This window comes from Actinocatenispora sera (assembly GCF_018324685.1).
GTDB classification, from domain to species: domain Bacteria; phylum Actinomycetota; class Actinomycetes; order Mycobacteriales; family Micromonosporaceae; genus Actinocatenispora; species Actinocatenispora sera.
Window position 1 is genome coordinate 2,644,621 of the sequence record NZ_AP023354.1, and the last position, 24,140, is coordinate 2,668,760.

The 24,140-nt window shown below is 74.1% G+C and carries 18 protein-coding genes; 13 read left to right on the forward strand and 5 right to left on the reverse strand.

The features are described 5' to 3' along the window. Positions 1 to 30 precede the first annotated feature (30 nt). Entirely contained in the window at positions 31 to 1,095 is a 1,065-nt protein-coding gene (locus tag Asera_RS12765) for a questin oxidase family protein (protein WP_030445720.1), read from the forward strand. A gap of 176 nt (positions 1,096 to 1,271) precedes the next feature. Then, on the forward strand, positions 1,272 to 3,221 hold the full coding sequence (locus tag Asera_RS12770; RefSeq protein ID WP_030445719.1) for an aconitate hydratase: 1,950 nt from the start codon (positions 1,272 to 1,274) through the stop codon (positions 3,219 to 3,221). A gap of 76 nt (positions 3,222 to 3,297) precedes the next feature. Here the strand turns inward: Asera_RS12770 and Asera_RS12775 are convergent, their stop codons facing one another. The 3 genes from Asera_RS12775 to Asera_RS12785 are packed head-to-tail and all read right to left on the reverse strand — an operon-like array spanning position 3,298 to position 5,113. After that, positions 3,298 to 4,023, reverse strand: a complete 726-nt coding sequence (locus tag Asera_RS12775; protein WP_035296169.1) for an alpha/beta fold hydrolase — start codon at positions 4,021 to 4,023, stop codon at positions 3,298 to 3,300. A gap of 29 nt (positions 4,024 to 4,052) precedes the next feature. Further along, a complete protein-coding gene (locus Asera_RS12780) occupies positions 4,053 to 4,799 on the reverse strand; it encodes an SDR family oxidoreductase (RefSeq protein ID WP_030445717.1) in 747 nt (248 codons plus the stop codon). 53 nt (positions 4,800 to 4,852) lie between these two features. Further along, entirely contained in the window at positions 4,853 to 5,113 is a 261-nt protein-coding gene (locus Asera_RS12785; protein WP_030445716.1) for a hypothetical protein, read from the reverse strand. A 293-nt stretch (positions 5,114 to 5,406) separates the two neighbouring features. Between Asera_RS12785 and Asera_RS12790 the strand changes: the two genes are divergently transcribed. The 5 genes from Asera_RS12790 to Asera_RS12810 all read left to right on the forward strand — a co-directional run bounded on the left by Asera_RS12790 (position 5,407) and on the right by Asera_RS12810 (position 16,391). Then, positions 5,407 to 7,137 (forward strand): L-aspartate oxidase, encoded by a 1,731-nt coding sequence (locus Asera_RS12790; protein ID WP_030445715.1) that lies wholly within the window; start codon positions 5,407 to 5,409, stop codon positions 7,135 to 7,137. Between the two features lie 215 nt (positions 7,138 to 7,352). Next, on the forward strand, positions 7,353 to 9,860 hold the full coding sequence (locus Asera_RS12795) for a helix-turn-helix transcriptional regulator (RefSeq protein ID WP_030445714.1): 2,508 nt from the start codon (positions 7,353 to 7,355) through the stop codon (positions 9,858 to 9,860). Beyond that, positions 9,857 to 12,427 carry a LuxR C-terminal-related transcriptional regulator gene (locus Asera_RS12800; RefSeq protein ID WP_157034763.1) on the forward strand — a complete coding sequence of 857 codons (2,571 nt, stop codon included), beginning with the start codon at positions 9,857 to 9,859 and terminating at the stop codon, positions 12,425 to 12,427. Before Asera_RS12795 ends, Asera_RS12800 begins: the two co-directional genes overlap by 4 nt. 58 nt (positions 12,428 to 12,485) lie before the next feature. Further along, positions 12,486 to 15,404: a helix-turn-helix transcriptional regulator gene (locus Asera_RS12805; protein ID WP_084131249.1), complete on the forward strand. Its 2,919-nt coding sequence runs from the start codon at positions 12,486 to 12,488 to the stop codon at positions 15,402 to 15,404. 333 nt (positions 15,405 to 15,737) lie between these two features. Next, the gene (locus Asera_RS12810) at positions 15,738 to 16,391 is read left to right on the forward strand and encodes a sigma factor-like helix-turn-helix DNA-binding protein (RefSeq protein ID WP_051802095.1); all 654 of its coding nucleotides are present in this window, start codon (positions 15,738 to 15,740) and stop codon (positions 16,389 to 16,391) included. Between the two features lie 142 nt (positions 16,392 to 16,533). Here the strand turns inward: Asera_RS12810 and Asera_RS12815 are convergent, their stop codons facing one another. Further along, entirely contained in the window at positions 16,534 to 16,902 is a 369-nt protein-coding gene (locus Asera_RS12815) for a VOC family protein (RefSeq protein WP_030445710.1), read from the reverse strand. A gap of 61 nt (positions 16,903 to 16,963) precedes the next feature. On the opposite strand from Asera_RS12815, the gene Asera_RS12820 reads away from it, so the two are divergent. The 4 genes from Asera_RS12820 (at position 16,964) to Asera_RS12835 (ending at position 20,652) form a co-directional block, all read left to right on the forward strand. Continuing rightward, complete coding sequence (locus Asera_RS12820) at positions 16,964 to 17,413, forward strand: MarR family winged helix-turn-helix transcriptional regulator (RefSeq protein ID WP_030445709.1); 450 nt, start codon at positions 16,964 to 16,966, stop codon at positions 17,411 to 17,413. 164 nt (positions 17,414 to 17,577) lie between these two features. Then, complete coding sequence (locus Asera_RS12825; protein ID WP_084131246.1) at positions 17,578 to 18,339, forward strand: ArsR/SmtB family transcription factor; 762 nt, start codon at positions 17,578 to 17,580, stop codon at positions 18,337 to 18,339. Between the two features lie 91 nt (positions 18,340 to 18,430). After that, the gene (locus Asera_RS12830; protein ID WP_030445707.1) at positions 18,431 to 19,681 is read left to right on the forward strand and encodes an MFS transporter; all 1,251 of its coding nucleotides are present in this window, start codon (positions 18,431 to 18,433) and stop codon (positions 19,679 to 19,681) included. A gap of 50 nt (positions 19,682 to 19,731) precedes the next feature. After that, on the forward strand, positions 19,732 to 20,652 hold the full coding sequence (locus tag Asera_RS12835; RefSeq protein WP_051802094.1) for an alpha/beta fold hydrolase: 921 nt from the start codon (positions 19,732 to 19,734) through the stop codon (positions 20,650 to 20,652). A 21-nt stretch (positions 20,653 to 20,673) separates the two neighbouring features. Here the strand turns inward: Asera_RS12835 and Asera_RS12840 are convergent, their stop codons facing one another. Then, positions 20,674 to 21,429 carry a TetR/AcrR family transcriptional regulator gene (locus tag Asera_RS12840; RefSeq protein WP_030445705.1) on the reverse strand — a complete coding sequence of 252 codons (756 nt, stop codon included), beginning with the start codon at positions 21,427 to 21,429 and terminating at the stop codon, positions 20,674 to 20,676. 69 nt (positions 21,430 to 21,498) lie between these two features. Here Asera_RS12840 and Asera_RS12845 point away from each other — a divergent pair, with 69 nt between their 5' ends. Next, positions 21,499 to 22,665 (forward strand): serine hydrolase domain-containing protein, encoded by a 1,167-nt coding sequence (locus Asera_RS12845; RefSeq protein ID WP_051802093.1) that lies wholly within the window; start codon positions 21,499 to 21,501, stop codon positions 22,663 to 22,665. Positions 22,666 to 22,793: 128 nt separating this feature from the next. Continuing rightward, positions 22,794 to 24,131 (forward strand): aspartate aminotransferase family protein, encoded by a 1,338-nt coding sequence (locus Asera_RS12850; protein ID WP_030445703.1) that lies wholly within the window; start codon positions 22,794 to 22,796, stop codon positions 24,129 to 24,131. The last annotated feature ends 9 nt before the right edge of the window (positions 24,132 to 24,140 follow it).

Below are 24,140 nucleotides of genomic sequence, written 5' to 3' on the forward strand. Positions count from 1 at the left end.
GCCTGGGCAGCGAGGCGGAGGGAGCTGGCGGTGAACAGCGGAGCGCTGGACGACGCGTACGAGCGGCTGCATCGGATGGGCCCGGAGTACGAGGGGGACAGGGACCACAACAACGGGCTGACCAACCACGGCCCGATGGCGGCCGAGGTGCTGGCCCGGCGCGGGTACGGCGACCGGATCGGGCGCTGGGTCGACGGGTACCTGCCCCGGTTGGTGGAGCTGCCCGACACCCGGCAGCCGATCGCCGAGGCGAACTGGACCGCCGCGCTCGGCGACGGCAGCCGCGTCGCCGACTGGGTCGACCACTTCCGGCGGGAGCTGGCCGACCGGCCATGGCGAGAGGTACTGGTCGAGTGGTGGCCGCGGCTGCTGCCGGGGATCGTTGCCGGCTCCACCCACGGGCTGATCCGGGTCGGTCACGCGGTGCGGGCGTTGCAGGACGGCGCGACCGGCCCGGCCGGTCTGGACGAGTTCGGCCACGGGCTGGCGTTCTGGGCGGCGCGGTCCCGGCCGGTCCCGGCGGCACACCGGCCGGCCGGGCACCTCGAACCCGACCAGGCGCTCGCCGGCATCCCGCACCTGGCCGACCAGAGCGGGCTGATCGTGCAGCGGCTCGGCCGGCTCGCCGAACTGCCCGGGTGGCCGGCCGCGCAGGCGGCGCTGCGTGCCCCGGCGGCACCCGCGGAGGTACCGGAGCTGCTGGAGCGGCTCGTCGACGCCGCGGTGCTGCGCTACCTCGAGCGCGGCCACGGCAGCCCGGTGCTGCTGGTGCACACCGCCACCGCGCCGAACGCGGTACTGCACACGCTGCCGCTGCTGCCCGACGAGCTGTGGGCGCCGAGCCTCGCCGCCGTGTGGTCCGCGTCGGCCGCGATCGTCTCCGCGTACGAACCGGCCCAGCCGCTGGCGCGCGCCGAGCTGCCGGCGGCACCGCGCGGCGACGACCCGGCCACCGCGATCGTCGAGCGGGCCACCGACCACGGGGACGAGCACGTCATGAAGTTCACCGACACGGCGGTGGAGGCGTACGAGCGCACCGGTGACCCGGACACGCTCGCCGCCGCCCGGCACATCGTCGAGCTGACCTGCCGCTGAATCGGTCGCCGGTTCGTCCCGGTTCCGGGTTTCGGCCCGCCCGGGCCGGGTAGCCGGTACCGGGAGCGGGCATTCCGTGCCGGAGCCGGAGCCGGGGCCGGGGGGCCGGGTGTCCGGCCGGTACCGGCCGGACGGCCGTGCCGAGCGCCGAGCCGGGTACGGCGGTGGGAGGCGGCATGAGCGGGACCGTGGCGGAGAAGTTGATCGCCGACCATCTGGTCGACGGCGAGGCGACACCGGGCACCGAGATCGGCATCCGGGTCGACCAGACGCTGACCCAGGACGCCACCGGCACCCTGGTGATGCAGGAGCTGGCGGCGCTGGGCCTGGACCGGGCCCGCACCGAGCGCAGCGTCCAGTACGTGGACCACAACCTGCTGCAGGCCGACGAGCGCAACGCCGAGGACCACGAGTTCCTGCGCACCGCGGCGCAGCGGTTCGGCCTGTGGTACTCCCGGCCCGGCAACGGTGTCTCGCACCCGACGCACATGCAGCGCTTCGGGGTACCCGGCAAGACACTCGCCGGCTCGGACTCGCACACCTGCGCGGCCGGCTCGCTCGGCATGCTCGCCATCGGTGTCGGCGGACTGGACGTGGCGCGAGCGATCGCCGGTGAACCGCTGTACCTGCGGATGCCGCGGATCTGGGGTGTCGAGCTGACCGGCGAGCTGCCGCCGTGGGTGTCGGCCAAGGACGTGATCCTGGAACTGCTGCGACGGCACGGCGTCGCCGGCGGCGTGCACCGGATCATCGAGTACCACGGGCCGGGGCTGGCCGGGCTGACCGCGATGGACCGGCACGTGCTGGCGAACATGGGCGCCGAACTGGGCGCCACCACCACGGTGTTCCCGGCCGACGACGCGGTCCGGGCGTTCCTGCGCGCCGAGGACCGGGCGGACGACTTCACCCCGATCGCCGCCGACCCCGATGCCCGGTACGACATCGACGAGCGCATCGATCTGTCCACTGTGGAGCCGCTGGTGGCGCGACCGTCCTCGCCCGGCGACGTGGTACCGGTGCGGGAGGTCGCCGGTACCCCGGTGGGGCAGGTGGTGCTGGGCTCGTCGGCGAACCCGGGCCTGCGTGACTACGCGGTGGCCGGCGCGATCGTGGCCGGGCGGCGCATCGCCGACACCGTCTCGTTCGACGTCAACCCGACCTCGCGGGAGATCCTGGTCGACCTGACCCGGATGGGGGTGGTCGCCCGGCTGATCCAGGCCGGCGCGCGGTTGCACCAGACCGGCTGCCTCGGCTGCATCGGGATGGGCCAGGCGCCGGCGGCCGGAACCAACTCGCTGCGTACCTTCCCGCGCAACTTCCCGGGGCGCTCCGGCACCCCCGACGACCGGGTCTGGCTCTGCTCACCGGAAACCGCCGCCGCGTCGGCGCTGACCGGTACCATCACCGACCCGCGCGAGCTGGCCGACCGGCTCGGGCTGGCGTACCCGGAGCTGACCCCGCCGGAGCACGCCAGCGTCGACACCGGGATGGTGGTGGCGCCGCCGCCCCGGGCGGAGGCGCTGGCGATCGAGCCGGTGCGCGGGCCGAACATCTCCGAGCTGCCCGAGCTGGATCCGTTGCCGGACACCATCGAGGCGCCGGTACTGCTGGTACTCGGCGACGACGTGTCCACCGACGAGGTGTCGCCGGCCGGCGCCGCGGCCCTGCCGTACCGGTCGAACATCCCGAAGCTGGCCGACTTCACCTTCACCCGGCTCGACCCGGACTACCCGCGCCGCGCCCGCGAGACCGGTACGCACGTCGTGGTGGCCGGTGCGAACTACGGGCAGGGATCGTCCCGCGAGCACGCCGCGATCACCCCGCGGTACCTGGGCATGCGGGTGGTCCTGGCCGGATCGTACGCGCGGATTCACGCGCAGAACCTGGCCAACTTCGGGGTGCTGGCGCTGGAGTTCGCCGAGCCGGGCGACGCCGCCGGGATCCGGGTCGGTACCACCCTGCGGCTGACCGGGTTGCGTGCCGCGCTGAGTGCCGGCGACACGCTGACGGTGCACGACCTCGACGCCGGCCGCGACATCCCGGTCCGGCACCGGCTGTCCCCGCGGCAGGTCCGGATGGTTCTCGCGGGCGGGCTGATTCCGTTGCTGCGCAACGAATCTGGGTAATCCCCCTCACCAGGAGGGGGAGAACGGCCGCCGCCTCTACGCTTCCCCGCGGGCGGCGACCGTTGCCCGGGGGATGTCAGCCGCCGTTCGACACCGCGGCGAGTGCCTCGACGATCGTCTCGGTCACCGCGCTCGCGGCCCCGACGCTGATGGCGTGCGAGGCGCCGGCGACCTCGCGGGTGCCCTTCGACCCGGCGCGTTCGGCGAAGAACCGCAGGAGCGCCGGCGGGATGTTCCGGTCCTGGTCGCCGAAGACGAACCAGGACGGCACCTGGCGCCACGCGGGCGTCTCGGTGGGCAGCGGTTCGGTCAGCGCGGCCTGGGTGACCGGCCGCTGGGTCACCGCCATCAGCTCCGCCTCGTCCGCCGAGGCGTCGGCCACGAACTGGTGGTGGAACTTCTCCGGCTGGATCCGGAACTCGGTGCCACCGCCCGGTACCGGAGAGGGTACGAGCGCGTCGCCGAGCGTGCTGCCCGGGAACTTCATGGACAGGTCGAGGGCGTTCTCGCCGTGATCCGGGGTGAACGCGGAGGCGTAGACGAGCCCGGTCACCTGCTCGTTGTTGGAGCCTGCCTCGGTGATCACCATGCCGCCGTACGAGTGGGCGACGAGCAGGACGGGGCGGCCCAGCCCGGTGACGACGTCTCGTACGTAGGCCGCGTCGTCGGTGACGGTGCGCAGCGGGTTGGCCGCCGCGACGACGTCCACCGACCGTGCGTGCAACTGGGCGATGACCGGGTTCCAGCTCGCCGACTCGGCGAACGCGCCGTGCACCAACACGACGGTGGGTTGGTCTGACATGACGTTCTCCTTGCTGGTACGGAGTTTCCTTACTTCTGTTGTGCGGCCCACTGGGTGTAGGTGATGCCACCCAGCTCGGCGTCGCTGCCCGGAACCAGGGTCCGATCGGTGACCTGCACGCCGAAGTACGGTGCCTTCTCGTCGGCGACGACCGGGCGCGGATCGCCCTTGTCGGCCAGCGCGGTACGCACCATCTCGTCCAGCCGGAACTGCTCCGGCCCGGCGATCTCGCGCACCGCGTTCAGCGGCGCACCCATCGCGACGCGGGCCACGCCCGCGGCGACGTCGTCGGCGGCCATCGGCTGGAACCGCACCGGAGGCAGGTGGATCTCCCCGTCGACGGTACTGAAGTCCGAGATGGAGCGCACGAACTCGAAGAACTGGGTGGCGTGCACGATCGAGTACGGCTGGCCGGACCCGGCGATCATGTCCTCCTGCGCCTGCTTCGCGCGGAAGTAGCCGGAGTCCTGCAACTGGTCGGTGCCCACCACCGACAGCGCGACGTAGTGCTTGACGTTCGCCTTCTGCGACTGCTCCAGCAGGTTCGTGGTGGCGGTCCGGAAGAACTCCATCGCCGGGTCGTCGTCGAACGACGGCGAGTTCGACACGTCCACGACGACGTCGGCTCCGTCCAGCGCCTCGGCGAGACCCTCGCCGGTCAGGGTGTTGACTCCGGTCTTCGGCGCGGCGGCGATCGCCTCGTGGCCGTGCTCGCGCAGCTTGTCGACCACCTTCGAGCCGATCAGCCCGGTACCACCGATCACAACGACCTTCACGATGTTTCCTCTTCTCCGTGGTTGCCCCGTCGCCGTCGAGCGACGGCTCCTCGTCAGGGGAGACAGTGCGGCGGCACGCTTTGTGACACCGCTCGGGCACCGGCCGTCGCCACGTTGCCGTCGACGGCCTGCACCGCACCGAGCAGGTTGCGCAGCCCGATCTCCTCGCGCTGTGCCTCGAACTGCTCGTACATCGATTGCGCGGTCGGCGCGGTCGGCATCCACCGCTGGCTGTACCGGGTCGAGGCCAGCTCGGCCCGGATCGTGCGTTCGAGCTCGTGCCGGGCGACGTCGCGGTTGGTCGATCCGGTCATGATTCCCCCATTACGGTCGAGATTCCGGCCCAGCGGGCCACCGTGGACGGAACGCCGTTCGGTGGCGTCCGGGGCGGCCGTACCCCAAGGACCGGGCCGGTGGGGGTGGCGTGACACCGCGGACCGGACCCGGCGGCGGTGTCACATCGGCGCGGGCTGCGCTGTCTTGCACAGGAAGGGGTCGGCGATCCAGCGGCGCCCGCGCCGAGCCGCCGACCTCGTCCGAACCGGGTGCAAGGAGAACAGATGTACGGCAGCGAGATCTGGACGGCACGCTCCGCGGGGCGGACACGATGAGGCCCGCCGAGCAGCGCCTCGCCACCTCGGTACTGGTGATCGGTACCGGCGGGTCCGGGTTGCGCGCGGCGATCCAGCTGGCCGAGCGCGGCACCGATGTCCTGCTGGTAGGCAAACGTCCCAGTTCCGACGCGCACACCACGCTCGCCGCCGGCGGCATCAACGCCGCCCTCGGCACGATGGATCCGGCCGACTCATGGCAGCAGCATGCCGCGGACACGCTGAAGGAGGGCTACTTTCTCGGAGATCCGTACACGGTCCGGATCGTCACCGAGAATGCCCCCGCCGGCATCGCGGATCTGGAGCGCTGGGGCATGCCGTTCGCCCGCGAGGAGGACGGGCGGATCTCGCAGCGGTTCTTCGGTGCGCACACCTACCGGCGGACCGCGTTCGCCGGCGACTACACCGGCCTGGAGATCCAGCGGACCCTCGTCGGCCGGGTCCGCGAGCTGAAGGTGCCGATCATCGACACCCTGTACGTCACGCGCCTGCTGACCCGCGACGGCGTCGTGTTCGGCGCCTACGGCTTCGACACCACCGACGGCACCCGGTACCTGATCCATGCCGACGCGGTGATCCTCGCCGCCGGCGGGCACACCCGGATCTGGCGGCGCACCTCGTCCCGGCGCGACGAGAACACCGGCGACTCGTTCCGGCTGGCGCGTACCGCCGGGGCCCGCATCCGCGACCCCGAGCTGGTCCAGTTCCACCCGTCCGGGCTGATCGAGCCGGAGAACGCGGCCGGCACGCTCGTGTCGGAGGCGGCCCGGGGCGAGGGTGGCGTGCTGCGCAACGGGCTGGGCGAGCGGTTCATGCAGCGCTACGACCCGGACCGGCTGGAGCTGTCCACCCGGGACCGGGTCGCGCTGGCCGAGTACACCGAGATCAAGGCCGGCCGCGGCACCGCGCACGGCGGAGTCTGGCTGGACGTGTCGCACCTGCCCCGGCAGACGATCCTGCGCCGGCTGCCCCGCGTCTACCAGACGCTGCTGGAGTTGCAGATGCTCGACATCACCACCACGCCGATCGAGATCGCGCCGACCGCGCACTACTCGATGGGTGGGGTGTGGGTGCGTCCCGAGGACCACGGCACCGGCGTCCCCGGCCTGTACGCGATCGGCGAGGCGGCCAGCGGCCTGCATGGCGCCAACCGGCTCGGCGGCAACTCGCTGATCGAGCTGCTGGTGTACGGGCGGATCGTCGGCGACGCGGCGGCCGCGTACTCGGCGGGCCTGGACGCGCAGCCGCGTTCGGCCGCCGCCGTCGCCGCGGCCCGCGACGAGGTGGACCAGCTGCTGGCGGCGGACGGGCCGGAAACGGTACGGGCGCTGCAGCGGGCGGTGCGCGACACGATGACCGAACACGCCGGAGTTGTCCGGGACGAGGCCGGGCTCAAGGCCGGACTCGAACGGCTCGACGACATCGAGGCGGCCGAGGCACAGGTCGGCGTGCATCCCGACCTGGCCGGCTTCCAGGATCTGGCCCACGCCTTCGACCTGCGCGCGTCGTTGATCGCGGCGCGGGCGACGGTGGAGGCGGCGATCGAACGGCGGGAGACCCGCGGTTGTCACAACCGGTCGGACTTTCCGGAATTGGACGAGTCGCTGCGGGTCAACCTGGTGTGGGACGGGCCCGGGCGGATCGTGCGCGAACCCATCGCCGAGGTGCCGGGCGAGATCGCGGCGTTCGTCCGGGAGGTTTCCAGCACCGGCAAGCTGGTCGAGTAGCGGTTCGCGCCATCTGTGAGCTCCCTCACGGTTCGCCATCGTCCGCCGGTGGAGCGGGGCGTCCCCCGCCCCGTGAAGGGCTCGCGCGGCGGAGAATGGTCCGTCCAGCGGACCGATCGGAGCGCCGGCCACGGGCATGATGGGAGCGTTCGGATCCGGAGCTGAGAGGTGGCGCGCCGCGGGGTCGATGCACGGCGCGCCGGGGGGACGGCACGATGGCGCCGCCGCGGGGCGACTCCGTCACGGAGCTGCTCGGCCAGCTGGCGGCCGGCCGTGGCGCGGTGGTGGCCTTGCCGCGCGACACCGACCTGTGCGCGCTTCCGCACGCCGGCGCCGTCCCGCTCGAGATCGGCGACGAGCCGCGGCTGCGGTCCTTCGCGCTGGGTCCGCTGATCGGCGCGCTGCACGCCGCCGGCCTCGCCCCGGACGTACCGCTCATCGCGGCCGAGGGGGCGCCGCCGCGCGTCGTCCACGAGGTACTGCGCACCGTCCGCCGGCACCTCGCCGCCTTGCCGGCGTTGCTACTGGTACGCGATCGAGCCGCGCTGGATCCGGTGTCCCGGCGGTGGCTGGCCGAGGCGACCCGGGCCGGCGACGACATCCCGGTCGGCTGGGTCGTCGCCGATGCCGGTACCGGCGCGGCGGCGCCGGACGCCGACCCCGCCAGCCCCGGCGCGGCGGCGCCGGACGCCGACCCCGCCAGCCCCGGCACGGCGGCGCCGGACGCCGACCCCGCCAGCACCGAAGCCGCCCCGCTCGATGAGGGGGAGCGGGTGGTCGGGTGGCTGCTCGCGATGTCGGACGCGGCGCTGACGGTGCCGGAACTGGTCGAGCTGAGCGGCACCACCACCGACTCCTGCCGCCGGACGCTACGGTCACTGCGGCGCCGCGGCCTCGTCGTCGAGTTCGACGGCCACCACCTGTGCTGCGATCCGGCCGCCCGAACCCGGGTGTGCGCCGAGCTGCCGCAGGCGCTGTGGCAGGCGCTGGAGCGCAGCGTGCTGGCGGTCACCCGGCGCCGGGTCGGCGCGGCCGTGCTGGCCGAACGGGTACTCGCGGTGTCCCGGCCGGAGGATCCGTTCGCCGTCGAGATCCTGACCGAGGCGATGGATGCGCTCGCGGACGCGGATCCGGAGGCGGCCGCCGACTACGGCACCGCCGCGGTCCGCGCGTTGACCGAGCCGGACGAGCGGCTCACCGCGATCGCGTGGCGGTTGCTGCCGCTGCTGTGGCAGACCGCGCGGGTCGACGAGGCCCGCCGGCTGGCCCGACGGGTGTTCACCGAGCGCGGCCAGGCCGAGACCGAAGCGCAGGTACTGCTGTGGTTGGCCCGGTTCGAGAGCGCCCCGCAGCGGGCGATGGAGCTGGCCACCTCGGCGCTCGCGATCCCGGCCGTACCGGCGTCGATCCGGGCCGGACTGCACAGCGTGCAGCTGCGCTGCCTGGTCACGCTCGGCCGCTTCGGCGAGGTGGACGGGTTGCTGCCGGAGGCGCTGGCGGATGCGACCGCCGGCGCCGACCAGCCGGCGCTGTCCCGGCTGCAGACCTGCGACGCGATCCGGCACTTCAACCGCGGCGACTACCGGCGGGCGCTCGATCTGGCCGAACTCTCCGAACAGACGTGGCGGGAATCGGGCGCACCCATCGCGGAGCGGATGCCCGAAATGACCTGGACGCCGCACCTGACCAGCGTGCTCGGCGACCCTGCCGCCGGCCTGCGGCGGATCGAGGAGCTGCTGGCCGAGCTGGCCCCCGTCAGCCGGCCCATCGCCAACCGGTACCTGTACGGCGAGCGGGCCTTCGTGCTGCTGATCCTGGGCCGGTTGGCCGAGGCGAAGCAGACGGCGGTGCTCGCCACCGACCTGGCGCAGCGGCTGTGGGGTGCCCGCGACGGCATCGACGACCGCCTGCAGGCGGTCGCCTTCTCGGTGCGGCTCAAGGTGGCGCTGCACCAGGGCGACCCGGCCGATCTCGCCGAGTTCGGCGAGATCCTGGACCGGTCGGTGGTCGAGCCGGGTACCGAGGCGGCGCAGCGACGGGCCTGGTGGAGTTTCCTGCTCGACGACGCACAGGGCCGGACGACGCCGGAGCGACGGCGGGTGGACCCGGCGAGCCTGCCGCCGCTGACGTGCCTGGACCCCGCCGACGAGGTACTGCTCGGCCGGGCGCTGCTGCGGCACGGGTGGCGCGACGAGGCGGCCGGGCTGGTCGACCGGGCCCAGGCGCGGGTTGCGGTCAGCGGGGCGCACCCGCTCGCGGTGACGGTGGCCGCGCACCTGCGCGGCCTGCAGCGCGCGGACCCCGCCGAGCTGGGACGCGCCCGGGACGGCTGGCACGCGCTCGGCCGACCGCTGTCGGAGGCGGCAGCGTTGTCGGACACCGGCGCGATCCGCATCGACTCGGGTGACCTGTCCGGCCTGCCGCTGATGCAGCAGGCACACTCGACGGTGACCGAGCTGGGTGCCGACCGGGACGCCTGGCGGATCCGCTGGTTCCTGCACGTACGCGGGCACAGCGTGGTGCCCGAGCCGCCGGGGGCGCCGGCCCTGACGCCGTCCGAGCGGCGGGTGGTGGATCGCGCGGCGCGCGGCGGCGCGGTACGGGTGATCGCGGCGGATCTGAAGCTGTCCCCGCACACCGTCACCACCCATCTCCGGCACGTCTACCTCAAGCTGGGCATCCGGTCGCGCACCGAGCTGGAGGAATGGGTGCGGGCCCGATGACGGCCGGACCGCGCCGCGCCGCCCTGCTGTGCTCCGGCCGGGAGACCGCGCTGGCGGAGCTGGAGCGCGCGTTGCGCCGGTTGCGCCGCGGTCGGGGTGGACGGCTGACGCTGGTCGGGCCGCCCGGCTCCGGTCGCACCGAGCTGCTGGCCGTCGCCGGCGAGCTGGCTGCGGCCGCCGGCATCCTGAGCGTCGACGTGCACGAGGGGCGGCCGCTGTCGCTGTACCGGTTGGGCGGGCGCGAGCGGCCGGACCGGCAGCGCAGCGCGGTGCTGCTGTGCGTCGACGACGTGGAGCGATGCGACGGTGGTACCCGCCGGGTCGCCGAGTTCGCGGCGCCGTCGCTTCGGGACACCGCGGTGTTGTGGCTGGTCACCACGGTGCCGGCGGGCCACGTACGGTCCACCGGGCAGTACGCGGAGGTGGGCGAGCTGTCCCGCGCGGACGCCGACGAGCTCGCGCTGCGCTCGTCCGGTCGTACCGTGATCGACGCCGCGCTGCGCGCCGCGCTCGACGCGGCCCCGCGGTACCCGCTGCACGTGGTGCAGACCGCCCGCCGCGCGGTGCCCTGGCCGGCGGGGCTGGTGGCCGGGCTGGCCGGTGCCGACCGCCGGATGCTCGCTGCCGCCGCGGCCCTGGGGCCACGGTTCTCCCCGGACGATCTGGCCGAGGTGGTGGACCGGCCCGTGGGTACGTTGCTGGTGTCGCTGCTCGCGTCGATCGAGGCGGGCCTGCTGCGCGCCGACGGCGACGAGCTGGCCTTCAGCCACCGGTTGGTGCAGGACCTGGTCGCCGGTGCGGTACCGGAGGGCGAGCTCGCCGTGCGCGCGGTGCGGTTGCTGGCCCGGCAGGGCGCGGCGGACAAGCTGGTCGCAGCGCTGCGCGGGCAGCGACCGCCGGAGCTGGACCCGGCCACGCTGCGCGAGGTGGCCGAGGTGTCGGCCCGGCGTGATCCGTCGACGGCGGCGGTGCTGTCCCGGCTCGAACACCGGGCGCTGGCCGATCGGCACCCGGCCGACGTGCCGGCCACCCAGGAGGCCGCCGCCCGCATCGCCACCTACGCGGTCCAGTCCGGCGACCCGGTGGTCGGGCGCGCCGTGTCGGAACGGCTGGACACCGAGCGGTCGGCCACGCTGGGGTTTGCGGTGGCGGAGGTGCTGTTGCCGTCGCATCCCGCGGGTGCGCTGCGTGTCGCGCAGCGTGCCGCGGACGCCGCCGGAGCCGACGTCGACGAGCTGCACCGGGTTCGGCTCGCCGCGGTCCGGCTCGCCGGCCGGGCGTATGCCGACGACTGCGAGCCGGCCGAGCTCGCGGCGACGGAACGGCGCGCGGCGCGGCTCGGTGACCCTCGGTCGCTGGCGCTGATCGGCCTGGCGCGCACCCTGGACACCAGCGCCGGCGGCGACCTCGTCGAGGCGCTGCGGCACGCGTCGATGGCCGGCGAGGCGGCCGACCGCGGGCACGGACCGCAGTGGTGGATCGCCGGGATCTTCCGGGCGAAGCTGCTGACCGATCTCGGCCGGCTCGGCGAGGCCGAGCAGTTGCTGGACGCGTTGGCCGACCGGGCCGAGCGGACCAGCCAGATCGGCGCCCTGCCGAACCTGCTGATGGGCCGGGCGACCTGCGATGTCGAGGCGGGCCGGCTCGCCGCGGCCGAGGTCGGGCTGATCGCCGCGCGGCAGCTCGCGCACGCGATCGGCCGACCCAGCCTGGTCGAGACGAACGTGGTGAACATGCTGGTGCGGGTCGCCTACCTGCGGGGCGACACGACGCGGCTGACCGAGTACCGCGAGGTGCTGGAACGCCAGCTCGCGGTCGACCCGGCCCGCAGCACCAGCGCCGCCATCGGCCTGCTGTTCGCGGTCGAGGTGACCTCGGCGGTCGAGATCGCCGAATGGGCCCGGTTGTCCGAACGGCTGGACGGCCCCCGCCGGTACGCGATCGCGCGCGGGGTCACCGACGACCTGATGCGGCTGCGGATCCTGCTGCGGCACGGGCTGCGGGCGCACGCCGTCCGGCTGACGGGGCTGATCGACCGGCTCGCGTCGATCACCGACGCGCCGCTGCCGAACGCCGCCGCCGGGCACGCGGACGGTGTGGTCCACCGGCGAGTGGCCGCGCTGCGCGCCGCGCGGGAGGCGTACCAGGAACTCGGCCGGCCGATGCTCGCCGCCCAGGCGTTGGAGGATCTGGCGGACGTGTCGGGCGATCCGCAGGAACAGGCCGATGCGCTGCGGGACGCCCGGGCGGTGTGGTACGAGTGCGGCGCGCACCGCGAGACCGCCCGAGTGGACAAGCTGCTGCGTGCCTCGGGCCTGCGGGCGGCGGCGACGGCGGCACCGGAGCTCGGGCTGGGGTTGACGGTCAGCGAGGAACGCGTGGTCCGCGAGGTCGTCGCCGGACGCAGCAACCGGGCGGTGGCGGAGGCACTGTTCCTGTCGCCACACACCGTCGCGGTCCATCTGCGCCGGATCTACGGCAAAACCGGCGTACGGAACCGGCGCGAGCTGACGGAGTTGATCCGGCGCCGGGCCGGGGCCCGGTCCGGTCCGGCCGATCGGGAATGAGTACTACCGTTCGCGCCGAGGTGATGTGCACCGGCGGCTGACCTCCTAGCGTTGCGGCATGGACACGATCCTCCCCGGTCCGCTCCGATCGGTGCTCGGCGGCGACGACGCGCCGCGTGCCGTGGGCCGGGACAACCCGGCCGGTGCCGGGTCGGCGGCCGGGGGCGGCCCGACCCGGCCCGGTCCGAGCGGCACGGGGGACCGGCCGGTTTACGACGCCGGGAACGCGTCGTCTGGCGCGGTGTTGCACGGTCGGCGGGACGAGTGTGCGGTGCTGGACGCGGTGGTGGCCGATGTCCGGGACGGTCGCAGCCGGGTGCTGGTGCTGACCGGCGAGGCGGGGATCGGCAAGACGTCGTTGCTGGAGCATCTCGCGGGTCGGGCCACCGGGTGCCGGCTGGCGCGCGCGACGGGCGTCGAGTCGGAGATGGAGTTCGCCTTCGCCGGTCTGCACCAGTTGTGCGCGCCGTTCCTCGGCCGCCTGGACCGGCTGCCGGCGCCGCAGCGGGAGGCGCTGAGTACCGCGTTCGGCCTGCTCGACGGGGCGGTACCGGACCGTTTCCTGGTCAGTCTGGCGGTGTTGAACCTGCTGTCCGACGCTGCCGAGGATCAGCCGTTGATCTGCCTGGTCGACGACGCGCAGTGGTTGGATCAGGCGTCGTTGCGGGCGCTGACGTTCGTGGCCCGCCGGCTGCTGGCGGAGCCGATCGCGGTGGTGTTCGCGACCCGCACGGTCGCCGCCGATCCGGTACTGCCGCTGCTGCCGTCGCTGCTGGTGACGGGGTTGGCCGAGCACGACGCCCGGGCGATGCTGCTCGGTGTGCTGCACGGGCCGCTGGAAGCGGCGGTGCTCGACGAGATCCTGGCCGAGGCGCGCGGCAACCCGCTGGCGCTGGTGGAGTTGCCCCGCGGGCGTACCGGCGCCGAGCTGGCGTTCGGGTTCGGTCGGCCCGGCAGCATGCCGGTCGCGGGCCGGGTGGAGCAGGGGTTCCTGCACCAGCTGGAGCCGCTGCCGGCGGCCACCCGGCGGCTGCTGCTGGTCGCGGCGGTGGAGCCGGTGGGTGATGTCACGTTGCTGTGGCGAGCGGCCGAGTTGCTGGATGTCGGGCCACCCGCGGCGACACCGGCGGAGTCGGCCGGATTGATCGAGATCGGTGCCCGGGTCAGGTTCCGCCACCCGCTGCTGCGCTCCGCGGTCTGCCGGGCCGCGGACATCCGGGACCTGCGTCGGGTGCACGACGCGCTGGCCCGGGCCGGTACCGATCCGGACCGGACGGCGTGGCACCGGGCGCAGGCCTGCGCGGTGCCCGACGAGGAGGTGGCCGCCGAGCTGGCCCGATCGGCCGAACGGGCCCGGGCGCGCGGCGGGCTCGCCGCGGCGGGCGCGTTCCTGCAGCGGGCCGCCGAGCTGACCCCGTCCGCGCAGCTGCGGGCCGAGCGGCTGCTGGCCGCGGCGGCGGCCAAGCTGGAGGGCGGCCAGTTCGAGTCGGTGACCGACCTGCTTGCCGCGTGTGCGGCGGAGCCGGGCGACGAGCTGCGCAGCGCCCGGATCGACCTGCTGCGGGCGCGATTCGCGTTCGCCTTCCGCCGGACGAGCCGCGCCGTACCGCTGCTGCGTTCCGCCGCGGATCGGATGGTGCCGCTGGACGCCGAGATGGCCTGCAACACCTACCTCGACGCGTTCAACGCCGCGATCTTCTCCGGCCGGCTCAGCGGCGGAGCCAACGTGGCGGACGTGGCGGACGCGGTGCGGAAGGCGCCGCGCGACCTGACCCGGCAGCCCGACCTGCTGCTGGAGAGCATGGCGACACTGTTCACCGACGGGTACTCGGCGGCCGTGCCGCTGGTGCGGCGCGCGCTGGCCGGATTCCGTACCGCCGGCGGGGACGGGGCGGGGGAGTCGCGCTGGCTGTTCCTGGCCGCCAGCCTCGCGGCGGACACCTGGGACGACGAGAGCTGGGACGTGGTGTCCGAGCGCCAGGTACGGATCGCCCGCGACGGCGGCGCGCTGACCGAACTGCCGCTGGCGATCAACTCGCGCATCGTGCTGTTGCTGTTCGCCGGCGAACTGGCCACCGCGGAGCACCTGGTGGCGGAGGCGCAGGCGGTGGGGGAAGCGATCGGTGCGGACATCGCGCCGTACGGCGCGTTCGCGCTGGCGGCGTGGCGGGGCCGCGCGGACGAACTGCGTGGCCTGGCCGACGCGGCGATCGACGGGATGCTCTTCCGGGGCGAGGGTATCGGGGTCGGCCAGGCGAGGTGGGCGAGCGCGTTGCTGTTCAACGGGCTCGGCCGGTACGACGAGGCGGTGGTCGCGGCGCGCGAGGCCAGCGAGCACCTGTACGAGCTCGGCGTGTCGAAGTGGGGGTTGGTGGAGTTGGTCGAGGCGGCCGTGCGATCCGGTGAGACCGACCTCGCCCGGCAGGCGCTGACGACGCTGGAGCAGGTCTGCCAGGCGTCCGGCACGCGGTGGGCGCGGGGACTGGCGGCGCGCTCGCGCGCGATGTTGAGCGACGGGTCGGTCGCCGACGAGCTCTACCGGGAGGCGATCGGGCATCTGCGGCGTACCCGGCTGCCGTTGGAGCTGGCTCGGGCGCGCCTGTTGTACGGGGAGTGGCTGCGCCGGGAGGGCCGCCGGGTCGATGCGCGGGAGCAGTTGCGGGCGGCGTACGAGCGGTTCGCGTCGGCCGGTGCGCAGGGGTTCGCGGAGCGGGCTCGGCGTGAGTTGCTGGTGACCGGTGAGTCGGCCCGGCGGCGGGGTTCGGATGGTTCCGAGGAGTTGACGGCGCAGGAGTTGCAGATCGCCCGGCTTGCCGCGGAGCGGCGGACGAACCCGGAGATCGGGGCGTACCTGTACATCAGTCCTCGTACCGTGGAATGGCATCTGGGGAAGATCTTCACCAAGCTGGGTATCGGCTCACGCCGGGAGCTGGCGTCCGCGCTGCCGGACCTCGGTACCGACTCGGCCTCCGCCTGAACGTCCCCGCCGGCCCTCGCGACCCGGGGGCTGCTCGAGCCGGCCCGCTTCCGGCCGCGCCTGCCCTCGTGGCCCGGTGACCGCACGGATCCTGCCCCGGTTCGCCCGAGTTGGTTCGGTGGCGCGTCTCTGTCGGATCATCCGTTCGGGCCATCGAGCCTGACCGTTCGGTCCTCCCGGGTTCGGTGACACCCGACCCGGTGACCCCCGGGCCCCGGGGGCGCCCGGGACTTCGACGGGCGCGACCGGGATGGGCTGCGGCGGATGCTTTCGGTACCGCCGGGGTCGCAGGGGGGTCGACCCCGGCGGTACCGCACCGAGGGGGTGAGTTCGATGTTGGTGGCCGATCCGGATCTCGTGGGGCACAACGGTTCGCCGCATCCGGCCGGTGGCGTCGTCGACGCGGACTTCGAGCGCGTCCGGTACCGGCTGTTCGGCATCGCGTACCAGGTGCTCGGCCGCGCGGCGGAGGCCGAGGACATCGTCCAGGACACCTGGGTGAAGTGGCACGGCGCCGATCAGGCCCAGGTACGCGATCGGGTGGCGTTCCTGGTCACGATCACGACCCGGCTGTCGCTGAACGCGGCCACCTCGGCCCGGGCGCGGCGGGAGTTCTGCGTCGGTGCGGCCCTGCCCGAGCCGGTTGCGGTCTACGGGGACCCGGTGCTGGTGGCCGAGCGGGGCGCCGCGCTGGACGCGGCGGTACGGCTGCTGCTGGAACGGCTGTCCCCGGCTGAACGCGCCGCGTACGTGCTGCGGGAGGCGTTCGGCTACCGGTTCCGGGAGATCGCCGCGGCGCTGTCCATCACCGAGGCGAACGCCCGGCAGGTGGCGAACCGGGCGCGGCGGCACCTGATCGCCGGCCGGCGCCGGCCGGTTCGTCCGGCCGAGCACGCCGGGCTGCTGGCGGCCTTCACCGCCGCGGCCCGTACCGGGGAGATGGCTGGACTGCTCGCGGTGCTCGCCCCGGTGTCCGCCGCGGCGTGACCCGGTGGTGCGCGCGGTGCTCGCCGCGGCGTGACCCGGTGGCGCGCGGCCCTCGCCCCGGTGTGACACGGCACGGTGCGCGGTGCTCGCCCCGGCCGCCGCGGCCTGATCCGGCACGGCGCGCGGTGGCGTGGGATCGGTCTCAGGCGCGGTCGTGCAGGGTGACGTGGTAGCCGTCGGGGTCGGCGAAGGTGAACGTCCGGCCGAACGGACCGTCGAGGGGTGCGGAAACGATCGGGTGCCCGTCGGCCACCAGCGCGTCGTGGATGGCCTGGACGTCGGTGGCGTGCAGCCAGATCGCGGCACCGATGCCGGGCCGCGCGGCGGAGTCGAGATCGGTGCCGGGGACGACGTCGCGGAGCGCGAACGCGATCGGCTTCGTGTCGAAGACGACGGCGTGCGCGGGCCCGGCGGGGGAGCGGACGAGGCCGAGGTAGCGCTCGTAGAACGCCTGCGAGGCGTGCAGGTCGCGCGCCTGGAGCGAGATGAAATCGGGGCCGGTGGCGGGCATGGCATGCTCCTCGTCTTGTGTCAGTCTTTTGACATGGGAAAGCCTATGTCAGAATGCTGACATGAGTCAAGACGGTGCCGGCATCGACCTGAACAGCTCGCTGGGCTACCTGCTGAAGGAGGCGTCGAGCGCGCTGCGGGTGGCCATGGAGGAGGTGCTGCGGCCGCTCGGCATGAGCGTGACCCACTACTCCTGCCTCGAACTGCTGGCGCAACGGCCCGGCCTGTCCAACTCCGAGCTCGCGCGGGGCGCGTTCGTGACCCGGCAGTCGATGAACGTGCTGCTGCAGGCGCTGGAACGAGACGGCTACGTGACCAGGCCCGCGACGCCACCGGTCGGGAAGGCCCTGCCCGCCCGGCTCACCCCGCGGGGTCGCCGAAGCCTGGAGAAGGCCAGCGCGGCGGTCCGGTCGGTCGAGGTCAGGATGCTTGCCGGGCTGACCGAGACCGAACGCTCGGACGCGCTCCGGATCCTGCGAAGCATGGTCCGGTCGCTGCGCGCCGGCGGGTAGCTCGGTTCCCGGTACGCGCCTCGTCGCATCGGGACCGGGGGTCGGGCTGGAGCGGGCTGCGATCGGCCGCGAGATCGGCGGTCCTGGTACGCCGCTGGGCACAAACCGGTTGACAGCGCGGCTTTGAGAGAACATTATCGATACAGTTCTCTCAAAGGAGCGACATGGCGAACCGGCTCGGCGATGTCGAACTCGACGCGCGCGGGATGCGGGCACTGGCGCACCCGGTGCGCCTGGCCATCCTGCGCACCCTGCGCGAGCGCGGCCCGTCCACCGCGACCCGGCTGGCGCCGTCGGTCGGTGCCAGCCCCTCGGTGACCAGCTGGCACCTGCGGCACCTGGCCGAACACGGCCTGGTCGAGGACGCGCCGCACGGCGGCGGCGGCCGCAGCCGGTGGTGGCGGGCGGTCGGCCGCGGCTTCCGGTTCCAGGCCGACCCCGCCGACCCGGAGGCGGCGAGCCGGCTGTTCGACGCGCTGGAGGCCGCCGAGGGAGACCTCGTCGGGCAGTGGCGCGAGCAGGTACGCCACCGTCTGGACGCCGACTGGATGTCGGCCGCCACCCGGCGCAACACCGGCCTGCTGGCCACCGCCGAGGAGCTGCGCGCGCTCGACGACGCGATCGAACAGCTGCTGCTGCCGCTGGCCCGGCGCGACCCCGCGGAGGCTCCGCCCGACGCGCGCAAGACCCGGCTGCTGCTGTACCTGCTGCCCTCGGCCGCCGCCGCAGACGCGGGTGCCGACGCGGGTGCCAGCGCACCCGCCGACGCGGCCACCGCCGAGGACAACGCGGATGCCGCCGACGCCGACGCAACTGCCGCCGACGCAACTGCCGCTGACAACGACGCAACTGCCGCCGACGCCGACGCCGACGCCGACGCCGACGCGGGTGCCGACCCAGCCGCCGACGCCGGCGGCGCGCGGTGACCGCGCCCGGCCAGGCCGGGGCCCGCGGCCCGGCCCGCGGCGCCGGGAGCGGCGGCGCCCGGTGCGGCGCGGACGGGCGCGGGGGAGCGGCGTGAGTACCGCCGGGGTCGACGCGGGGCCGATCCGCCGCAACGGGCGATTCCTGCGCTACTGGACCGGGCACGCCACGTCGATGTTCGGCGACCAGATCTCGGCACTGGCGATGCCGTACCTGGCGGCGACGACGCTGCACGCCGGCTCCGCGCAGCTCGGCGTGCTGACCGCGGTGCTGTGGGCGCCGCAGCTGCTGTCGCTGCTGGTGGGCACCGGGGTGGACCGGCTGCGCCGGGTGCGCCGCCCGCTGATCGTGGCGAACGTGGCGCAGTGCCTGACCATCGCCGCGGTCCCGGTCGCCGCGGCGTTCGGACTGCTGTCGATGCCGCTGCTGTACGGGGTGGGCCTGGCGCTGGGTGCCGGCACGGTCCTGTACGGCACCTCGTACCAGCGGTTCTTCGTCCGGGTGGTCCCGCGCGCCCAGTACGTCGGCGCCAACTCGCTGCTGTCCACCACGAGCTCGGCCGCGAACATCGCCGGGCCGGCGCTCGGCGGTGCGCTGATCAAGCTGCTGACCGCGCCGCTGGCGATGCTCGCCGACGCGGTGACGTTCCTGGTCTCGGCGGTCGCGATCCGTACCGTGCCGGTCGAGGATGCCGGCGCCGGTGCCGCGGACCCCGAGCCGTACCTGCGGCGGCTTCGCGCCGGCGTGCGCTACCTGCGGCACCACCCGTACCTGCGGGCCAGCCTCGGCTGCTCGACCACGATGAACTTCGCCGCGTTCGTGGTGCTGTCGCTGCTGGTGCTGTACGCGACGCGTGGGCTGCACCTGGGCGCCGGCCGGATCGGTGGCGCGCTCGCCGTCGGCGCGGTCGGCGGCCTGCTCGGTGCGATGGTCTCGGGCCGGATCGCGGTGCTGCTGGGCACCGGTCGCACCATCGCGCTGGGCGCGGTGCTCTACTGCCTGCCGTTCGCCGCCCTGGCCCTGGCCCGCCCCGGCCTGCCCGGTCTGCTGGTACTGGCCGGCGTCGAGGCGGTGTCGAGCTTCGGCGTGATGCTGTTCGACGTCAACAACAACGCGGTGCGCACCACCGTCACCCGCGACGACATGCGAGCCCGGGTCGCCGGCGCGTACTCGACCGTCAACTACGGCATCCGGCCGATCGGTGCGCTGGTCGGCGGTGCCGCCGCGGCGCGGCTCGGCCTGGTACCGGTGCTGGTCGCCGCCGGAGCGCTCGGCGCACTGTCGGTGCTGTGGCTGCTCGCCAGCCCGTTCGTGCGGCTGCGCTCGCTGGCCGACCTGGAGTGATCGCCGGCCGCGGGGTCCCGGATCGGCCGGCGATCGGGTAGACCAGTGGCATGGTCGTTCCCGCCGAGGTCGTCGCACCGGTCCGGATCGAGGTACGCGAGGGGCACCGGCTCGCCGTGCGGCGCCGCGGCGAGGGCGGGGTACCGCTGCTGCTGGTGCACGGGTTCCCCTGCACCAGCCGGATCTGGTCACACAACCTGCTTCCGCTGGCGGCCGCCGGGTTCGACGTGGTGGCGCCGGATCTGCGCGGCTACGGCGACTCGGACTTCGCGCCGGACGGCTGGTACGACTTCGCCGCGTTCGACGCCGACCTCACGGCCCTGTTCGACCGGCTCGGCTGGCAGACCGCGGTGGTCGCCGGGCACGACCTGGGCGCGATGATCGCCATCGACCTCGCCAACCGGTACCCCGAGCGGGTCGACCGGCTGGTCATCCTGGACGACTCGATGCCGGACCTGCCGGAGGCGTACGCCGCGGCCGGGATCCCGCCGAGCCCGCCGAAGCCGGCCGTGTTCGACTACCAGCGCCGGCAGGGACACCATGCGGACGAGCTCGTCGCCGAGCTGAACACGCCGGAGCGTCGCCGGCGCTACGTCGGGGAGTTCTACGGGCATCGGCTGTGGTGCCCGCCGGACGCGTTCGACGGGGCGGACCTGGCGTTCCTGAGCGAGCCGTACGGGGACGCGGCCCGGCTGCGCGCGTCGTTCGCCGACTACGAGGTGATGGCGGGCACCCGGCCGGTGTCCGCGCCGGAGCTGATCGACCGGCCGGTACGGCAGCGGGCCCTGGTGCTGATCGGCGCGGACCAGGTGACCCGGGGCGAGCATGCCGAACAGCGGTGCGCGATCGCGTTCCCCGAGGCGGTCGGGCCGTTCTGGGTCAACGGGGCCGGGCACTTCCTGCCGTGGGAGCGCCCCGAGCTGGTCAACCGGTCCATCCGCTCGTTCTGCGGCGACCTGCTGCGCCACTGAACCGCGCCCCGGCGGCCGGCGTCACCGCTCCGTGGCGGCGAAGAAGCCGCGGACCATGGCGACCAGGGCGTCGACGTCGGCGGGCGACATCGGTTCGCCGGTCATGCCGAGCCGGTGCAGCAGGGTGCCGACCACGGTGTCGATGAGGAACAGGACGCGGTGTTCGGGCTCGCCGAGCGCCTCCTGCAGCGCCTGCCGGTACGGGTCCTGGAAGCGGGTGGCCAGGATCTCGCGCAGGGCGGGGTCGCTGACCGCGTCGCTGAACACGCCGGCGAACGCATCGCCGACGCCCGCCGCGCCGATCTTGCCGGCGATCCAGCGGATACCGGACTCGATCAGTCTGCCCCGCTCGGCTTCACCGGGCGGCGTGCCTGGGCCGGCGGCGCCGGGCGGTGTGCCTGGGCCGGCGGTGTCGGGCGGTGTGTCTGGGCCGGCGGCGCCGGGCGGTGTGCCTGGGTCGGCGGTGTCGAGCGGTGCACCTGGGCTGGCGTCGAGCGGCGTACCCGAGTCGGCGGCCCTCGACCGGGCGCCCGAGCCTGTGGTGTTCAGGGGCATCGGGCCGAACGCGTCGAGCAGGCAGTCGACGATCAGCGCGCCCTTGGTCGGCCAGCGGCGGTAGACGGTGGTCTTCGCGATGCCGGCGGCGGCGGCGATGCGCTCGACGGTGGCGCGGGCGTAGCCGACCTCGTGCACGGTGCGCAGCGTCGCGGCGTACACGGACTGGTGGACGCCGGCGCGGGGCCGGCCGGGTGATCGACGGGCTGTGGTCGGCGTCATGGGTGCACAGTACCTCGAATTGCGCTACCTTGGGTATCGAAACAAAAGGTAGCGAAATTAGGGGGAGACATGATCGAGCCGCGGAGCGGTCCCGGTGCGGGCGCAGCGTCCACGGGCGTCGCGCTGCAGGCCGCTCTGGACGACGTGCACCGCGCCGGCATGCCCGGCGTGTTCGCCGAGGTACGCGACGGCGACCAGGTGTGGCGCGGCGCCACCGGGGTCGCCGACCTCGACACCGGCCGCCCGGCCGGCCCCGAGCTGCGCCACCGGGTCGGCAGCATCACCAAGACCTTCACCGCCGCGGCGGTGCTCCAGCAGGTCGAGCAGGGGCAGATCGGCCTGGACACCCCGATCGGCCACTACCTGCCGCGGCTGGTCCCCGGCTCCCGCGGCGAGGCGATCACGGTGCGGATGCTGCTCGGCCACACCAGCGGCCTGCGCGACTACCTGCCCTCGGCGTACCCGTCGCTGCGGGGCTTCCCGACGATCGGCGAGACGACCCCGGCCAGCCTGGACGAGCACCGGTTCACCCGGTTCGACCCGGTCGAGCTGATCGGGATGGGTGTCGCGGCGCCGCCGGTGGGTGCCCCGGACGGCGCGCCCGGCGTGTACTCCAACACCAACTACCTGCTGCTGTGCCAGCTGCTCGGGCACGTCACCGGCAGCAGCGCCGAGCGGTACATCACCGAGCAGGTCATCGAGCGTGCCGGGCTGCGCGACACCGTACTGCCGACCGGGAGCGAGATCGACGGGCCGCACTCGAGGCTCTACGAGTCCTGGTTCGGCATGATCGACCCGCCCCGCGACTACAGCGTGTTCGACATGTCCTGGGTCGGGCCGGCCGCGTCGCTGATCTCCACGATGGCCGACCTGAACCGGTTCTTCGGGCTGCTGCTCGCCGGCGAGATCGTCGCTCCGTCCTCGCTGGCGCAGATGCAGCGCACCGGCCCGGTGATCTCCTTCGAGGGCACGACGATCCAGTACGGGCTGGGCCTGCACCGCGTCGAGCTGCCCGGCCACGGCACGTTCTGGGGTCACGACGGTTCGGTCTGGGGCGGCGGCGCGATCTCGCTGCACCGCGCCGACGGCGGCCGGCAGCTGTCGATCGGGATCAACCTGATGCGCCCCAACGGGCTCGACGAGCACGGCCGCCCCCGGCACCATCCGCTCGACGACGCGCTGCCCGCCCTGTACCACCTGGCGATGGCCGGTGTCCCGGCCCCGACGGCGGCCTGATCCGCCGGCCGAGATGCCTTGCGGGTCCGGCGATTGCCCCGTTTCGGGCCGGCCCGGACGCACGGGGCTGCCCCGCGGTGGCCAACGCCGCTACCGTGTGGGCACCGTCGGGCATTCGGGGAGGGCGCATGGTGGACCGGACCAGCCGCGAGATCGATCGCCGACACGTGTTCTACCCGTGGGCCGCGCAGGCGCGCATCGAGCCGGTCGTGGTGACCGGCGGTGCCGGCGCCCGGTTCACCGACGACACCGGCACCAGCTACCTGGACTTCGCCTCGCAGCTGGTGCACGCCAACCTCGGGCTGCAGCATCCGCGGCTGGTGGCCGCGGTGCACCGGCAGGCCGACCGGCTGTGCACGGTGTCGCCCAACCACGCCACCGACGTCAAGGCCGAGGCGGCGCGGCTGATCGCCGCGCACGCGCCGGGCGATCTGGACACCGTCTTCTTCACCACCGGCGGCGCCGAGGCGGTGGAGAACGCGATCCGGCTGGCCCGGCTGCACAGCGGGCGGCACAAGATCCTCGCCGCGTACCGCTCGTACCACGGGGCGACGGCCGGCGCGGTCACCGCCACCGGCGAGCCGCGGCGCTGGGCCAGCGAGCCCGGCATCCCCGGCGTGGTGCACTTCTTCGGCCCGTACCTCTACCGCTCGGCGTTCCACGCCGCTACCGAGGCGCAGGAGCGGGACCGGGCGCTGGAGCACCTGGAGCAGGTGATCTGCTTCGAGGGGCCCGACCAGGTGGCCGCCATCCTGCTGGAGCCGGTGGTCGGCACCAACGGCGTGCTGGTCCCGCCGGACGGCTACCTGGCCGGCGTCCGGGAACTGTGCGACCGGTACGGGATCCTGCTGATCGCCGACGAGGTGATGGTCGGGTTCGGCCGGGTCGGCGAGTGGTTCGCGGTCGACGCCTGGAACGTCGTGCCCGACCTGCTGACCTTCGCCAAGGGCGTCAACTCCGGGTACGTACCGCTCGGCGGGGTGCTGCTGTCACCGGCGATCGCGGGCAGCTTCGCCGACCACGCGTACCCGGGCGGCCTGACGTACTCCGGGCATCCGCTGGCGTGTGCGGTGGCCGCCGAGTCGGTCCGGGTCTTCGAGGACGACGACATCCCCGCCAGGGCCCGGCAGCTGGGCGAGACCGTCGTGGCGCCGGCGCTGGCGAAGATCGCCGCGGCCCACCCGTCGGTCGGCGAGGTGCGCGGGCGCGGGCTGTTCTGGGCGATCGAGCTGGTCACCGACCGGGACAGCCGGCGGATGCTGGTGCCGTACAACGCGTCCGGCCCGGCCGCGGAGCCGATGGTGCGGGTGCTCGCGGCCTGCAAGCGGCGCGGGGTGTGGCCGTTCACCCACTTCAACCGGGTGCAGCTGGCGCCGCCGCTGATCATCGACGAGTCCGACCTGGCCGAGGGGCTGGCCGCGGTCGACGAGGCGCTGGCGGTGGCCGACGAGTATGTGACCGGGTGACTCCGCCGC

Excerpts from the sequence above, each read along its gene's own strand:
- Asera_RS12805 (WP_084131249.1), top strand. The coding sequence starts at position 12,486 with ATGGACACGATCCTCCCCGGTCCGCTCCGATCGGTGCTCGGCGGCGAC.
- Asera_RS12800 (WP_157034763.1), top strand. The coding sequence starts at position 9,857 with ATGACGGCCGGACCGCGCCGCGCCGCCCTGCTGTGCTCCGGCCGGGAG.
- Asera_RS12790 (WP_030445715.1), top strand. The coding sequence starts at position 5,407 with ATGAGGCCCGCCGAGCAGCGCCTCGCCACCTCGGTACTGGTGATCGGT.
- Asera_RS12795 (WP_030445714.1), top strand. The coding sequence starts at position 7,353 with ATGGCGCCGCCGCGGGGCGACTCCGTCACGGAGCTGCTCGGCCAGCTG.
- Asera_RS12770 (WP_030445719.1), top strand. The coding sequence starts at position 1,272 with ATGAGCGGGACCGTGGCGGAGAAGTTGATCGCCGACCATCTGGTCGAC.
- Asera_RS12815 (WP_030445710.1), bottom strand. The coding sequence starts at position 16,902 with ATGCCCGCCACCGGCCCCGATTTCATCTCGCTCCAGGCGCGCGACCTG.
- Asera_RS12840 (WP_030445705.1), bottom strand. The coding sequence starts at position 21,429 with ATGACGCCGACCACAGCCCGTCGATCACCCGGCCGGCCCCGCGCCGGC.
- Asera_RS12785 (WP_030445716.1), bottom strand. The coding sequence starts at position 5,113 with ATGACCGGATCGACCAACCGCGACGTCGCCCGGCACGAGCTCGAACGC.
- Asera_RS12775 (WP_035296169.1), bottom strand. The coding sequence starts at position 4,023 with ATGTCAGACCAACCCACCGTCGTGTTGGTGCACGGCGCGTTCGCCGAG.
- Asera_RS12845 (WP_051802093.1), top strand. The coding sequence starts at position 21,499 with ATGATCGAGCCGCGGAGCGGTCCCGGTGCGGGCGCAGCGTCCACGGGC.
- Asera_RS12835 (WP_051802094.1), top strand. The coding sequence starts at position 19,732 with ATGGTCGTTCCCGCCGAGGTCGTCGCACCGGTCCGGATCGAGGTACGC.
- Asera_RS12820 (WP_030445709.1), top strand. The coding sequence starts at position 16,964 with ATGAGTCAAGACGGTGCCGGCATCGACCTGAACAGCTCGCTGGGCTAC.
- Asera_RS12825 (WP_084131246.1), top strand. The coding sequence starts at position 17,578 with ATGGCGAACCGGCTCGGCGATGTCGAACTCGACGCGCGCGGGATGCGG.
- Asera_RS12810 (WP_051802095.1), top strand. The coding sequence starts at position 15,738 with ATGTTGGTGGCCGATCCGGATCTCGTGGGGCACAACGGTTCGCCGCAT.
- Asera_RS12850 (WP_030445703.1), top strand. The coding sequence starts at position 22,794 with ATGGTGGACCGGACCAGCCGCGAGATCGATCGCCGACACGTGTTCTAC.